This is a genomic window from Janthinobacterium sp. SUN128 (assembly GCF_030587275.1).
Taxonomy (GTDB): Bacteria; Pseudomonadota; Gammaproteobacteria; order Burkholderiales; family Burkholderiaceae_D; genus Janthinobacterium; species Janthinobacterium lividum.
Genome location: NZ_JAPWHY010000001.1, coordinates 304,967 through 320,120, shown reverse-complemented (window position 1 = coordinate 320,120; position 15,154 = coordinate 304,967). Strand labels below are relative to the sequence as shown.

The following is a 15,154-nucleotide window of genomic DNA, read 5'->3' as shown; positions in this document are numbered from 1 at the left end:
TTCTTTCGCTGTGGCTGTCGTTGTCATTATCGTTGCCATTTGGCCCGTCCGATATCAATTTGTATCGAAAAGGCGCTTGGCGTCGCTATAATCGTTATCCCTTGGCCTAGAAGGCCAAGTCAGGCTAGCGTCCATGTTGAAGACCACAAATTTTATCATGCGCCCCCTCCCCTCTGCGGCCAAACGCCCGGTGCGATCCACATTCCCTTGCTTTTACACTTACTTTGGTTCTTTATTATGCTCAATGACGCAGTAGCACCAGAAATAGTTCCAGCGGCCGGCTCCGACAAGGACGCGCCACTGAAAGAAGACATCCGCCTGCTGGGCCGCCTGCTGGGCGACGTGCTGCGCGAACAGGAAGGCGACGCCGTCTTCAATGTGGTGGAAACCATACGCCAGACGTCCGTGCGCTTCCGCCGCGAAGCGGACGCCGGCGCCGCGCTGGAGCTCGACGCCATGCTCAAGGAACTGAGCCGCGAACAGACGATTTCAGTCGTGCGCGCATTTTCCTACTTTTCGCACCTGGCCAACATTGCGGAAGACCAGCACCACATCCGCCGCCGACGCGCCCATTTGCTGGCCGGCTCACCGGCGCAAAAGGGCAGCGTCAGCTTCGCGCTGAAAAAACTGCGCGCCGCCGGCGTGCCGCGCAAGACCGTCGACACCTTCTTCCAGGACGCCCTGATCGCCCCCGTGCTGACGGCCCACCCGACGGAAGTGCAGCGCAAGAGCATCCTCGACGCCGAGCACGACATCGCCCGCCTGCTGGCCGAGCGCGACTTGCCGCAGACGCCGAAAGAGCGGCACGCCAACATGCAGCTGTTGCGCTCGCGCGTGGCTACCCTGTGGCAGACGCGCATGCTGCGCTACTCGAAGCTGACGGTGGCCGACGAAATCGAAAACGCCCTGTCCTACTACCGCATCACCTTCCTGCGCGAACTGCCGGGCCTGTATGACGATATCGAGGACGACATCGCCGCCGAGTACCCGAACGGCAATGGCACCATCGAACCGATCAATGCCGCCTACGTACAGATGGGCAGCTGGATCGGCGGCGACCGCGACGGCAATCCGAACGTCAACGCGGGCACCATGCAGCACGCGCTGGCGCGCCACGCCACCACCATCCTCGACTTTTACCTCGACGAAGTGCACGCGCTGGGCGCGGAATTGTCCGTCTCGACCCTGATGGTGGGCGTGAGCGGCGAACTGCAGGCGCTGGCCGACCAGTCTCCGGACGCCTCGCCGCACCGCAGCGACGAACCGTACCGCCGCGCCCTGATCGGCATCTATGCGCGCCTGGCCGCCACGGCCCGCGCCCTGGGCGCCACCAACATCCTGCGCAAGGAAGTGGGCGCCGCAGCCGCCTACCCTGACGCGGCCGCCTTTGTGGCCGACTTGCGCACCATCGTCGCCTCGCTCGAGTCACACCACGGCGCTGCCCTCGTGCGCCCGCGCCTGGCCACCCTGGCGCGCGCGGCCGACATCTTCGGTTTCCACCTGGCCTCGCTCGACATGCGCCAGACCTCGGACGTGCACGAACGCGTACTGGCCGACCTGTTCGCGAAAAGCGGCGTGGCCGCCGACTACACGGCCCTGTCCGAAGAAGATAAGCAAGCGCTGCTGCTGAACGAACTGGCCCAGCCGCGTTTGCTGTACTCGCCCTACATCAGCTACGCCACGGAAACGGATTCCGAGCTGGCGATTCTGCGCGCGGCGCGCGACATCCGCCAGCGCTACGGCGCGCGAGCCATCCGCAACTACATCATCTCGCACACGGAAACCGTGTCCGACTTGCTGGAAGTATTGCTGCTGCAAAAGGAAACCGGCTTGCTGCGTACCGACTGGCAAACTGGCGACAGCAGCTGCGAGCTGATGGTCATCCCCCTGTTCGAAACGATACCCGACCTGCAGCGCGCGGCCGGCATCATGAGCCAGGTCATGACCTTGCCCTTGGTCAAGCAATTGATCGCCAAGCAGGGCCGGTTGCAGGAAGTCATGCTCGGCTATTCCGATTCGAACAAGGATGGCGGTTTCCTCACCTCCAACTGGGAACTGTACAAGGCGGAACTGGCGCTGGTGTCCGACTTCCGGAAGGCCGGCGTCAAGCTGCGCCTGTTCCATGGCCGCGGCGGCACGGTGGGCCGTGGCGGCGGACCCAGCTACGAAGCCATCCTGGCCCAGCCGCCGGGCACCGTCAACGGCCAGATCCGCCTGACGGAACAGGGCGAGATCATCGCCTCGAAATTCTCCAATGCGGAAATCGGCCGGCGCAACCTGGAATTGCTGGTCGCCGCCACCCTGGAAGCGAGCCTGGCGCCGCAGGAAGCCAATCCGGCCCGCAACAGCCAGCTGGCGCAGTTCGAAGCCGTGATGGCGGAACTGTCGGACCTCGCCTACCACGCCTACCGCCACCTCGTGTATGAAACGCCGGGTTTTACGGAGTATTTCTTCTCGGCTACGCCGATTGCGGAAATCGCCGAACTGAACCTCGGTTCGCGCCCCGCCTCGCGCAAGGCCAACCAGCGCATAGAAGACTTGCGCGCCATTCCCTGGGGCTTTTCCTGGGGCCAGTGTCGCCTGCTGCTGCCGGGCTGGTTCGGCTTTGGCAGCGCCATCGAAGCCTGGATCAGGCAGGCCGACGGCGCCGCGCAGGATGAAAGGATCGCCACCCTGCGCGCCATGCATGCCGAATGGCCATTCTTTGCCACCCTGCTGTCGAACATGGACATGGTGCTGGCCAAGACGGACCTGGCGATTGCCTCGCGCTATGCGGAACTGGTGGCGGACCAGGACTTGCGCGAACGCATCTACAAGCGCATCACGGACGAGCATGGCAACACCTTGCGCTGCCTGGAGCTGATCACCGGCAATACCGAGCGCCTGGCGGGCAATCCGCTGCTGGCCCGCTCGATCCAGAACCGCTTCGCCTATCTCGATCCGCTGAACCACTTGCAGGTGGAATTGATCAAGCGCAACCGCGCCCTGTCGGCGGAAAGCCGGATCGATGAAAGGGTGCACCGCGGCATCCAGCTGTCGATCAATGGCGTGGCGGCCGGCCTGCGCAATACGGGCTGATAGCGTCACATTGCCATCGGCAGGCAGGGGCCGGCACCGCAAGGGCCGGCCCTTTTGCTTGCTCAATGGAAAAATATTCTCAATAAAACAACATTTGGGATTACACTAGCGTCAGATACTTTCCCCTCTTCGGCGCCAGGCGCACCGCAGCGGCCAACCATGACGCCAGGGACGCGGATGAGCAAATGGTCGATTGAAACGCTGAGTACGGCATGCGCCGCCCTCATCCTGATCATGCTGGGCTGGCTGGCAGGCGCAGCCTGGCAGGCACTCGACTTCTGGGAACATGTCTGGCTGGCGCTGCTGCTGACGGCCGCCGCCGGCATCGCCATGTGGCTGATGCGCACGCTGCGCGCCCACCTGGCCAGCACGCGCCAGCAGCTCGATGCCAGCGCCATGCGCTACCGCGACCTGAGCGAAGCGGCGCAGGACGGCATGTGGCAAACAGACGCGCATGGCCGCATCCTGCACGTCAACCAGCGCCTGTGCGACATGCTGGGCCTCCCCGCCGAGCTGCTGCTGAACCATACCATGGAGGAATTCCACGACGAGGCTACCTTGCTGCGCCTGTGTCCGCTGCGCCAGACAGCCACGGATAGCTGCATGGGAGAACTGCATTACCGGCACAGCGACGGCTCGGAACGCTGGGCCATGATCAGCGGCCGCTGCCTGTACGACCCGCAAGGCAGCCTGACGGGCGCCCTCGTGCTGGCCAGCGACATCACGGAACACAAGCGGGCGGAACACGCGTTGAGCGTCGCCCATGCGGAACTGGAAAACCGCGTGGCCCTGCGCACGGCGCAGCTGCTTGATGTCAATCTCCAGCTCTCCGCGGAAATCGCCATGCGCGCGCAAACGGAAGCGGCACTGGCCCGCAGCGAAGAGCGGCTGCAGGACATCATTTCCATGATGCCCCTGTCGCTGTTCCTGAAAGACGCCGATTCGCGCATGCTGCTGATGAACCAGGCCTGCGAGCAGCAATGGGGCGTGCTATTCCAGGATATCGCCGAGGGACGCGACGTGCAGCACTTTCCCTCGGACCAGACCCAGGGATTCCACGCGGCGGACCAGGAAGCGTTTGCCAGCCGCCAGGTGGTGATCCGCGAAGAATTGGTATGGAATGCGCGGCTGCAGGAAAACCGCCTGCTGCAGACGCATAAAAAACCCATCTTCGACGCGCAAGGCCGGCCGCAGATGATCATCGCCATGGGCATCGACATCACGGAAAGCAAGCGCAACGAGGAGAACCTGCAGCGCACCCTGGCCCAGCTGCGCGAACTGACCGACCACCAGCAAACCATCAAGGAAGAGGAAAGGCGCCGCATCGCGCTCGACATTCATGACGACCTGGGCCAGAACCTGATGGTGCTGCGCATCGATGTGTCGCTGCTGCATGCGCGCACGGCCAAGACCCACCCGCGCCTGCACCGCCACGCCCAGCGCGTGCTCGACACCATCGATGCCACCATCCGCTCGGTGCGCACCATCATCAATGACTTGCATCCCAGCACCCTGGAACTGGGGCTGGGCCCGGCGGCCGAATGGCTGATACGCCAGATGGAAAGCCGCGGCGCCATCCGTTACCAGCTATCGCTCGACAGCGAGGCGCCCGACCTGGGCCTGGACCAGCGCCAGACGTCGGCCATCTTCCGCGTGCTGCAGGAATCGCTGTCGAACATCGTGCGCCACGCCCAGGCCAGCGAAGTGAAGGTGGCGTTGGCGCAGGATACGGATGCCATCGTGCTGCGCATCAGCGACAACGGCATCGGCATGCAGCCGGACGACCACGGCAAGAAGGCCGCCTTCGGCCTGAAAAGCATACGCGAACGCGTCCACGCGATGGGCGGCGAACTGCGCATCGACAGCCAGGCGGGCCGGGGCACGGTGCTGGCCATCCACCTGCCGCAGGCGAGGAAAGGCGCGCCAGCCGGGCATGATGAAACACAGGAATTATCAAAAACAGTAGCAAATTAAGTATGCATTCTCGACATTGAAAAGTATAGTAAGTTTTTTCTTTGAGGAAACTATCATGCCGCCACGGTTCTCCCGCTTCCACGCCCCACTGCTCGGCCTGTGCCTGCTGGCCGCCGTCCCCACCGCCAGCGCCACCCTCTATGCCGAACGCGGCTTTGGCGAAAGGGATGGCAATGGCAGCATCGCGTCCGACCTGAATCCGGCGGGCCTGGTGGCCGGCATCATCATGGAGCAAGAAGGACGGCGCCGCGCCGTGACGTATCAGCATGGCCGCATCCGCGAGCTGGGCACCCTGGGCGGTGACGAAGGCTTCACCAAGGCCATCAATATCCATGGCGTGGTGGTCGGTTCGGCGCAGACGGCCAGCGGCGCCTGGCACGCCTTTCACTACGACGCAGCGGGCGGCATGCGCGACCTGGGCACCCTGGGCGGCACCAGCAGCTATGCCACGGCCATCGCGCGCGGCGGCCAGGTGGCCGGCTATGCCGATACCAGCGGCGGCGATTTCCACGCCTTTGTCACGAAAGCCGACCACAGCCTGCAAGACCTGGGCACCCTGGGCGGCGCCAGCAGCTATGCCAGCGGCCTGAACAGCCATGGCGTGGTGGTCGGCACGGCGCAGCGCGGCGACGGCTACCGCCGCGCCTTCGTCTACCGCCCCGGCGCGGGCATGCAGGAAATCGGCACCCTGCCCGGCGGACGCATCAGCTCGGCCACCGCCATCAATGACGCGGGCCTGGTCGTGGGCGCTTCGGAAACGGAGAAGCGCCGCTGGCACGCCTTTGCCTGGGATGGCAAGCGCATGCTCGACCTGGGCGCCCTGATCGGCCAGGGCGACAGCTACGCCACGGCCGTCAACGCGGCCGGACACGTGGTCGGCAGCGTCAGCATCAACGGCTTCGAACCGATGACCTTTGTCTACAAGGAAGGCGTGATGACGGTGCGCCGGCGCGACGATGGCCTGTACCTGACCAACAAGATCACGGATGCTGGGCTGGTGGTGGGCGCCATTTATACGGGGCATAAATTCCAGGCCTTCGCCGTGCCGTCGCAAGCGTCGCCACCGCCGCCACCGCGCCGCACCCCGCTGGACTGGCTGGTCATCACCTTCATCCTCGGCGCCAGCGGCGTGGCGCTGTACCAGCTGCGGCGCCGTCACCGCGCCGGCGTGTCGGGCCAGCGCATGCATTTCCTGTAAGGCCGCACGCGGCACGGGCGTAAAAAAAGGAGGCTCACGCCTCCTTTTTTATTACCTGCTGACTACTTAATTTTGAGTCAAGAAGGTTTTCAGCTTGTCCGAACGCGAAGGCTGGCGCAGCTTGCTCATGGCTTTCGCTTCGATCTGGCGGATGCGCTCGCGCGTCACGTCGAACTGCTTGCCCACTTCTTCCAGCGTGTGGTCGTTCGACATTTCCACGCCGTAACGCATACGCAGCACTTTCGCTTCGCGCGGCGTCAGGGAATCGAGTACTTCCTTGATCACGTTGCGCATCGACGCGTGCAGTGCGGCGTCCAGCGGCGCCAGGGTCGTGTTGTCTTCGATGAAGTCGCCCAGTTGCGAATCGCCATCTTCGCCCATCGGCGTTTCCATGGAAATCGGCTCTTTCGCGATCTTCATGATTTCGCGTACCTTGTTTTCCGGCATTTCCATCTTGACGGCCAGGGTCGCCAGGTCCGGCTCGCTGCCCGTTTCCTGCATGATCTGGCGCGAGATGCGGTTCATCTTGTTGATCGTTTCGATCATGTGCACCGGCACGCGGATGGTGCGGGCCATGTCGGCGATCGAACGCGTGATGGCCTGGCGGATCCACCAGGTGGCGTAGGTCGAGAACTTGTAGCCGCGGCGGTATTCGAACTTGTCGACGGCCTTCAGCAAGCCGATGTTGCCTTCCTGGATCAGGTCGAGGAATTGCAAGCCGCGGTTGATGTATTTCTTGGCGATCGAGATCACGAGGCGCAAGTTGGCCACCGTCATTTCGCGTTTCGCGTGACGGGCACGCTTTTCGCCGGCAGCCATCTGCTTGTTGATCTTGCGCAAGTCCGCCAGCGGCAAGGCCACGCGGGCTTGCAGGTCGATCATCTTCTTTTGCAGTTCCTTGACGGCAGGCACGTTGCGGCTGAGGATGGCGCTGTACGGATACTTGCAATCGACTTCGCGGTCGACCCATTCCAGATCGCATTCATTGCCCGGGAACACCTTGATGAAGTGGGCGCGCGGCATGCCGCATTTGTTCACGCACAGTTCCAGCACGGCGCGCTCGATATGGCGCACTTCTTCCATCTGGCCGCGCAGGGTGTCGCACAGCTTTTCGACGACCTTGGCCGTGAAGCGGATGCCCAGCAATTCCTGCGAAATGGCTTCCTGGGCCTTGATGTAGGCTTTCGAGTTGTAACCCTCGGGCGCCTTGCGCATCTTGTCGTACTGCGTCGAGATGACGTTGAATTTCTCCAACGCATTCTTTTTCAGCTGGGCCAGCTGTTCGCTGGAGAAACCGGCCGCGCCGCCATTGGCGTCGCCGTCTTCTTCCTCGGCTTCTTCTTCCTCTTCCTCGTCGTCACCGCTGGCGGCGGCAGGCGCGGGGGCAGCGGCGGGCGCCGGGGCATTGCTTTCGTTCAAATCGACAAAGCCGTCGACCACTTCATCGACCTTGATTTCGTCGCGCGCGATTTTTTGCGACAGCGCAACGATTTCGCCGATGGTGGTGGGGCAGGCGGAAATCGCCTGGATCATGTCCTTCAGGCCGCCTTCGATGCGCTTGGCGATCTCGATCTCGCCTTCGCGCGTCAGCAGCGCCACGGCGCCCATTTCACGCATGTACATGCGCACGGGGTCGGTGGTGCGGCCGAAATCGGAGTCGACGGTCGACAGGGCGGTCGCGGCAGCCGCTTCCACTTCATCGTCGCTGGTGACGGTGGCGACGTTGTCAGTCAACAACAGGCTTTCCGCGTCAGGGGCGCGCTCGTAGACGGCGATGCCCATGTCGTTGAAGGTGGCGATGATGCCTTCGATCGCTTCCGGATCGATGATATTTTCCGGCAATTGGTCATTGATCTCGGCATAGGTCAGGAAACCGCGTTCCTTGCCCATGTTGATCAAGCCCGTGATCTGCTTGCGGCGGCGTTCCAGGTCCGCTGCCGATGCTTCCGGATCGCCCAGTGCGTCCGCCAGGCCGCCCTTGGCCTTGCGGTCGCGCGCTTTCGACACGGCCTTCAGTTCGGCGCGTTCGACGGCGTTCAGCGCTGCCACTTCATCGTTTTCCGGCGTGAATTCGCTCGGTTTGCGGCCACGGCGGCCCGGCACCTTGACGGTGGGCAGGAAGTAGTTCGAGGTATCGATGGCGGCCAGGGCATCGGCGTCCGTGGTCTTGCTGACCACTTGCGCGCCGGTGATGATGGTCACGGGCGCCGCTTCAGGCTTGGCGCGCACGACTTTCGAACGGGCTGCCGTCACCACCTTGTTCGTGGCGGCGCTTTCGCTGACCTTGCGCGGCGCGGCCGGGGCCTTGGCGCCGGGAGCGATCTTCACGCTTGGGGTTTTCGCCGGTGCGGCTTCGGCAGCCTCTGCCACATCGGCAACAGCTTCGGCGGCTGGTGCGCTGACGGCCGCTTCCGCAGCCGACTCGGCCGGTGGTACTGCAGCCAGTCGCGAGCGGCTTTTCTTCACCACGGTGACGACGGTCGGCGCCGTCGTGACGGTGGCTTCCGGATTCGCTTGCGCATTATCGATGAAGTAAGATAAAGTCGTTTTGGGTACGGCAAGTGGCGCCGCAGCTGGGCGTGGCGCCTTGGCGGACAACGTTAAAGTTTTTGGCGTATTCTTCATGAGATATCTCTTAATGCGAGACCAGATGGTGTCGGCGCGAAGTGAATGATTCCACCTAAGCCTGCGAAACCGGACTCGATGGAGCGTATTGTTGCGGCTGCCGTGTTAACGGCAGCGGCGCCTGTCTATCGGGACGTTCAAAGCCCGCGCATCCGTCATGGGGAGCGGCGGGGCCGAAGCCGGGTCAGATAAATAAGCGATGTACATTGCGGAATGAAAAAAAGCCCGTACCAGAACGGGCTTGAATCTATTGTTGTTCAGTGAAGACACAGCGGAGAGCAAGATTATGCACGAAGGCCAGTTATCTGGATAATTGATAAACAAAATATCTGATATCAAAAATATCAATAATCGTGGCCCTGCACCGCACTGCTCCTATCCCCTGCACACCTGAGCCAGACCGTCAAATACGGGGTCCAGTCATCAGCGCAAGCCGACATTATACACATTTCCCGCATTTCGCGCTTGGCACGGCCAGCCACGCGCAGGCAGATCGCAGCGCAAGTTGCCAAAAAAGACAATGCACTTGCCTGTGGCGCGTGCTATGCTCCCCTTTTATAGCCCAACCAATGATGTCGATGACCAGCTCCACGCCAGACCAGCAAGCCACCACTCCTGACACGCCAGTCGATGCAGCCCCAGCGGCGGCACCGGCCGCAGCGACCACGCCGGCACCTGCCGGCCTGACCGCGCGCGCCCTGCTGAAGCAGTTCCAGGAGCAATTCCCGCCATTCCGCGATTGCCTGCCCTTGTCGATCGGTATCGACAAGCAGATCCTGGCGCGCCTGCCGGACCTGGACCGCAAGCTGATGCGCACGGCGCTGGGCATCCACACGGGTTCGCTGCGCTACCTGCGCGTGATGGAAAAAGCCAAGGTACGCTACGACCTCGACGGCACCGCCGGCGCGGAAGTGACGCAAACCCACCGCGACCACGCCACGCAAGTATTGCAGCAACGCTTCAAGAAGGAAGCCGAGCGCAAGAAAGCCGAGCGCGACGCGGCCGCCGCGGAAGAAGCGAGCCGTTTGCGCCTGGAAAAACTGAATCAGCTGACCGCGAAATTCTCGCGCAAAGGCTGATCCGGTTTCATGGACACAGCTGCCGCACCGCCACTGCCCCCCTATCAAGGCATTGCCCTCGACCACGTCAAGCTGGTACGCACCAGCGATGATGCAAAAGCGGCCATGGCCGCCCTGCTGGCAGCGGACGCCATCGGCTTCGATACGGAATCGAAGCCGACTTTTGTGAAGGGCGAATCCTCCACGGGCCCCCATCTGATCCAGCTGGCCACCGACGACATCGCCTACCTGTTCCAGGTGGGCAGCACGCCGGCGCCGGCCCTGGCCGAACTGAAAGCCATCCTCGAATCGACCACCACCCTGAAAGTGGGTTTTGGCCTGTCCGACGACGTCAAGCGCCTGCGCAACAAGCTGGGCATCGCCCCGGCCCAGGTGCTCGACCTGTCCGTCGCCCTGCGCGGCGGCCAGCGCAACGACCTGGGCGCGAAGACGGCCGTGGCCAAGTTCTTCGGCCTGCACCTGCAGAAATCGAAAAAGATCTCCACCACCAACTGGGCCACGTCGCGCCTGACGGAAAAGCAGATCCTGTACGCGGCCGACGATGCGCAAGTGGCCCTGCGCGTGTACCGCCGCTGGATCGCCGACGGCGGCAAAGTCGCGCCGCAAAAAGCCCCGCGCGCCAGCACGCCACCGGCCCCGCCACCCATCGCCGCCTGAGCCGGCGCGCCTTCCACAGCATGAACAAGAGCAAGTCCATCGGCACCACGCTTGACGCGATCGCCGCCGCCGAACAGGCGCTGGGGCGCGAACTGCCCGCGTCCCATGTGCAATGGTTATTGGCGAACAATGGCCGCGCGCTGGGCGCCTTGACTATATTTCCCGTCTACGACGCGGACCATGCGCGCAAGACGTGGGAATCGATCACGCGCCACTACCGCGAAGGCTGGCAGGAATGGCTGGAGAGTATGGGCGACAGCGGCAACAACGCCAGTAGCCTGCTGCCCTTCGCCCAGTTCGGCACGGGCGATTACTATTGTTTTGACTATGCACAAACGGGGCCGACCGGTGAACCGGTGGTCGTGCTGTGGTCGCACGAAACAGGCGCCGCCACCGCGGTGGCGCCCGGCTTTGCCGCATTCCTGATACTGCCCGGCCGCCCGGGCTGAAACCCGGCGGCCGACGCAGTTTTATTTGACGAGCCGCAAGGTCAGGGGATAACGGTAAGTGACTCCGTTGCTGGCCTTCACGGCCGCGACGATCGAGCACACCAGGTTGGCCAGCGCCACGATCCAGAACAGGAACAGGCCGATCAGCACGAACGACAGGATGAAGCAGGCGAAATACCAGATGATCAGGGTGATCTGGAAATTCAGCGCTTCGCGGGCGTTCTCGGCCGAGAATTTATCCGCATCGTCCTTCTTGATCAAATAAATGATCAGCGGCGCCACCCAGCTGGTGAACAGGCCGCCAACATGGGACAGAATGGCGATCGTCGTATCTTGCGTACGACCCACTTCCGGCTGCGTGTTATCCATTATCATTCCCATCATTAGTTATAGATACACCAATATAACAGCAATATTTCTTTTTGAAATGAAACACTTGCTGTCGCCAGGGACTTTTTTTGTTCTACGCTATGCCGCCGCCAGCGCCAGCCGCCCCAGGGTGGCGATGGCTTCTTCCAGCTGCGGGCTCCAGGGGTGGCCGTAATTAAGGCGAATACAGTGGCGAAATGCGCGCGTGGCGGAAAAAATGGGACCGGGCGCGATGCTGATGCCGGCCGCCAGCGCGCTGCGGTGCAGGGCCAGCGCATCGATACCGGCCGGCATTTCCACCCAGACGAAATAGCCGCCCTGCGGCCGCGTGACCCGCGTGCCGGGCGGAAAATGCACGGCAATGGCTTGCAGCATGGTACTTTGCTGCGTCGCAAGGGTCAGCCGCAGCTGGCGCAAATGGCGGTCGTAGCCGCCCTGCGCCAGGTAGTCGGCCAGCGCCATCTGCAGCGGTATCGGCGCCGACAGGCTGGTGGTCAGTTTCAAGCGCTCGACCTGGCGCGCGTAGCGGCCCGCCACGGCCCAACCCAGGCGAAAGCCGGGCGCCAGGGTCTTGGAAAACGAGCTGCAATGCATCACCAGACCCGCGCCGTCATGGCTTTTCGTCAGGCCTGGACGCTGCTTGCCAAAGTACAGCTCGCCATACACGTCATCCTCGATCAGCGGCACGCCATGGCGCGCCAGCAGCTCGACCAGCGCGCGCTTCTTTTCCGGCGGCATCAGGCTACCCAGGGGATTCTGGAAATTCGTCATCAGCCAGCATGCCTTGGGCTGGTGGCGCTGCAGCAACTCTTCCAGCGCCGCCAGGTCGACGCCGTCGCGCGGACTGGTGGCAATTTCCACCGCCTTGAGTTCCAGCCGTTCCAGCGCCTGCAGGCACGCATAGAAGCTGGGCGACTCGATCAGCACCGTGTCGCCGGGCCGCGTGACGGCTTGCAGGCACAGGTTCAGCGCTTCCAGCGCGCCATTCGTGATGACGATGTCGTCGCTGGACACGAGTACGCCGTCGAGCTGGTAGCGCAGGGCGATCTGGCGGCGCAGCTCCGCATTGCCCTGCGACAAATCCGTGACGGTGCTCCAGGGATCGAGGCGGCGCATGCTGGCCGACACGGCCCGTGCCAGCCGTTCCATCGGAAACAGATGCGGGCTGGGAAAAGCCGAACCGAAGGGCACGATATCGCGCGCACCCACGGCGCCCAGCACCTCGAACACGAGGTCGCTGACATCGACGGTGGTGCTGGCGTCGAGCGGATGGGAACTGTCCGGTTCGGGCGCCAGCGCGGCGCGCTGCGGCGCCACGTAGTAGCCGGAGCGGGGCCGCGAGACGATCATGCCGCGCGCTTCGAGCAAATAGTAGGCCTGGAATACCGTCGACGGGCTCACGCCCCTGCGCGCATGCTGCTGGCGCACGGAGGGCAACTTATCGCCAGGCAGCAACAACTGCGCGCTGATCATGGCGGCGACTTCCTCCGCCAATTCCTCATATCGTTTCAACCCTGCTCCTCAAACTGATCCGTAGTTTTATTGCACAACTGATCCTGTCACAGTGACAGCACCCGGTATATGCTAGGGTAACAACATCCGGGCAGCAACACCGGCACGCCATCCCGACCGACGAGACAGCTCATTTCCCATGCCATTTCCCATGCGACTTTCCATGCTACTGCATTTCCCCCTCGTGCCGGTGCTGACCCTGGCCCTGGCCGTCGCACTGCCCGGCATGACGCTGGCCGCGCCCGCCGCCATCTCAGCCAGCCACGACAGCCTGGAACAGCGCATCAAGGCGTGCACGGCCTGTCATGCGCAACAGGAGCGCCACGACGCCTTCTTTCCCCGCATCGCCGGCAAGCCGGCCGGCTACCTGTATAACCAGTTGCTGAACTTTCGCGAGGGACGGCGCCAGTATCCGCTGATGAACTATATGGTCGAACACTTGCCGGACGATTACCTGCGCGAAATTGCCGAGTATTTTGCGGTACAGCACCCGGCCCCGCCGCCGGCCCAGCCCAGCAGCGCCGGCACGACAGCCTTGGCGCGGGGCAAACAATTGGTGCTGCAAGGCGATGCCGGCAAAAAGATTCCCGCCTGTATCGCCTGCCATGGCCAGCAGCTGGCTGGCGTGGCGCCCGCCATCCCCGGCTTGCTGGGCTTGCCGCGCGACTATATCAACGCCCAGCTGGGCGCCTGGAAGAACGGCATCCGCCGCGCCCATGCGCCCGACTGCATGGCGCAGGTGGCGCAGCGCCTGTCGGACGCGGACGTGGGCGCCGTTTCGGCCTGGCTGGGCACGCAAGTGGCATCGGCCGACGCGCGCCCCGCCAGCAGCATCGCCCTGCCCTTGCCGCTGCATTGCGGCGGCGTGCCGGGCTCCGCCGCGCAGGTGGCGCCATGAAAAAATGGATGATCGCAGCCGCCATCGTCGCCATCGGCGCGGCTGGCGCCAAATTCGCACTGTACCCTGACGACGATCCGGGCCCGCCCGCCGTGGCCAGCCCCCTGAACCAGGAACAGCTGGTCGCGCGCGGCGCCTACCTGGCCAAGGCGGGCGACTGCATGGCTTGCCACACGACGCGCGGCGGCGTGCCGTATGCCGGTGGACGCGCCTTGCAGACGCCGTTCGGCAAGGTGCTCTCGCCCAACATCACGGCCGACAAGGAAACGGGCATCGGCAGCTGGACGGCCGACGATTTCTGGCGCGCCATCCACAACGGCAAGTCGAAGGATGGCCGGCTGCTGTATCCGGCCTTTCCCTACACCAGCTACACCAAGGTAAAGCGCGAGGACAGCGATGCCTTGTATGCGTATTTCCAGAGCGTGCCGCCGCACAAGCAGGCGAACGCGCCGCACGCGCTGCGCTTCCCCTACAACCAGCAGATCGCTCTGGCCGCCTGGCGCGCCCTGTACTTCAAGCCGGGCGTGTACCAGCCGCTCACGACGCAAAGCATGGAATGGAACCGCGGCGCCTACCTGGTACAGGGCCTGGGCCACTGCAGCGCCTGCCATAGCAGCCGCACGACGCTGGGCGGCAGCGATGACGGCCTGTCGGGCGGCCTGATCCCCGTGCTGGGCTGGTACGCGCCGTCGCTGACGTCGGACGCGGAAGCGGGCCTCGGCGACTGGGACACGGCGCATATCGTGGCATTGCTGCAAACGGGCGTGTCGCCGCGCGCCACCGTCTTCGGCCCCATGGCCGAGGTGGTACGGCAAAGCTTGCAGCACATGAGCAATGCCGACGTGCAGGCCATGGCCGTCTACCTGAAAAGCCTGCCCGGCCCCGCGCAGCCCGCACGACGGGCGCCGCGCGACACGTCGGAGCAAGCCCGGCAGCAACTGGCCCTGGGCGCGAAACTGTATGAGGCGCAATGCGCGAGCTGCCACCAGGCCGACGGCAAGGGCGTGCCGCCCGGCTACCCGCCGCTGGCCGGCAATCGCGCGCTGACGACGGAGTCGGCCGTCAACGCCATCCGGCTCGTGCTCAACGGCGGCTTCGCGCCCGGAACCCGCGGCAACCCGCGCCCCTACGGCATGCCGCCGTTCGGCCCCGTCATGGATGATGCGGAAGTGGCGGCCGTGGTGACCTATCTGCGCGCGTCGTGGGGCAATGATGCGCCGGCGGTTTCTGCGCTGGAAGTGAACAAGTACCGCAGCGTGCCGCTAGAGTAGCGCCGTTTGACGATTATCTCAAATTGAGATAATCTCTACATCAC

General features: G+C 63.7%; 11 protein-coding genes. 8 read left to right on the top strand and 3 right to left on the bottom strand.

The genetic code is table 11. From position 1 onward, the window contains the following. Window positions 1-237 precede the first annotated feature (237 nt). The 3 genes from ppc (at window position 238) to O3297_RS01605 (ending at window position 6,250) form a co-directional block, all read left to right on the top strand. Window positions 238-3,078 (top strand): phosphoenolpyruvate carboxylase, encoded by a 2,841-nt coding sequence (gene ppc, locus O3297_RS01615; RefSeq protein WP_305047567.1) that lies wholly within the window; start codon window positions 238-240, stop codon window positions 3,076-3,078. 177 nt (window positions 3,079-3,255) lie between these two features. Continuing rightward, the gene (locus tag O3297_RS01610) at window positions 3,256-5,052 is read left to right on the top strand and encodes a PAS domain S-box protein (RefSeq protein WP_305047566.1); all 1,797 of its coding nucleotides are present in this window, start codon (window positions 3,256-3,258) and stop codon (window positions 5,050-5,052) included. A gap of 55 nt (window positions 5,053-5,107) precedes the next feature. Then, entirely contained in the window at window positions 5,108-6,250 is a 1,143-nt protein-coding gene (locus tag O3297_RS01605; protein ID WP_052140473.1) for a hypothetical protein, read from the top strand. Window positions 6,251-6,316: 66 nt separating this feature from the next. On the opposite strand, the gene rpoD is transcribed toward O3297_RS01605, so the two are convergent. Next, window positions 6,317-8,875: an RNA polymerase sigma factor RpoD gene (gene rpoD / locus O3297_RS01600; protein ID WP_070254958.1), complete on the bottom strand. Its 2,559-nt coding sequence runs from the start codon at window positions 8,873-8,875 to the stop codon at window positions 6,317-6,319. Window positions 8,876-9,444: 569 nt separating this feature from the next. On the opposite strand from rpoD, the gene O3297_RS01595 reads away from it, so the two are divergent. Genes O3297_RS01595 through O3297_RS01585 form a run of 3 tightly spaced genes read left to right on the top strand, consistent with a single transcriptional unit; the run spans window position 9,445 to window position 11,060 of the window. Beyond that, window positions 9,445-9,954, top strand: a complete 510-nt coding sequence (locus O3297_RS01595; protein ID WP_034786166.1) for a ProQ/FINO family protein — start codon at window positions 9,445-9,447, stop codon at window positions 9,952-9,954. Window positions 9,955-9,963: 9 nt separating this feature from the next. Next, complete coding sequence (locus tag O3297_RS01590; protein WP_070254960.1) at window positions 9,964-10,611, top strand: 3'-5' exonuclease; 648 nt, start codon at window positions 9,964-9,966, stop codon at window positions 10,609-10,611. A 20-nt stretch (window positions 10,612-10,631) separates the two neighbouring features. Then, window positions 10,632-11,060: an SMI1/KNR4 family protein gene (locus O3297_RS01585; RefSeq protein WP_305047565.1), complete on the top strand. Its 429-nt coding sequence runs from the start codon at window positions 10,632-10,634 to the stop codon at window positions 11,058-11,060. A gap of 21 nt (window positions 11,061-11,081) precedes the next feature. On the opposite strand, the gene O3297_RS01580 is transcribed toward O3297_RS01585, so the two are convergent. After that, complete coding sequence (locus O3297_RS01580) at window positions 11,082-11,429, bottom strand: DUF4870 domain-containing protein (RefSeq protein WP_034786172.1); 348 nt, start codon at window positions 11,427-11,429, stop codon at window positions 11,082-11,084. Window positions 11,430-11,528: 99 nt separating this feature from the next. After that, window positions 11,529-12,941, bottom strand: coding sequence for a PLP-dependent aminotransferase family protein (locus O3297_RS01575; protein ID WP_305047564.1), 1,413 nt, complete (start codon window positions 12,939-12,941; stop codon window positions 11,529-11,531). Between the two features lie 163 nt (window positions 12,942-13,104). On the opposite strand from O3297_RS01575, the gene O3297_RS01570 reads away from it, so the two are divergent. Together O3297_RS01570 and O3297_RS01565 are read left to right on the top strand one after the other, a co-directional pair. After that, window positions 13,105-13,839 (top strand): c-type cytochrome, encoded by a 735-nt coding sequence (locus tag O3297_RS01570; protein WP_305047563.1) that lies wholly within the window; start codon window positions 13,105-13,107, stop codon window positions 13,837-13,839. Further along, a complete protein-coding gene (locus O3297_RS01565) occupies window positions 13,836-15,110 on the top strand; it encodes a cytochrome c (RefSeq protein WP_305047562.1) in 1,275 nt (424 codons plus the stop codon). Before O3297_RS01570 ends, O3297_RS01565 begins: the two co-directional genes overlap by 4 nt. Window positions 15,111-15,154: the final 44 nt, after the last annotated feature.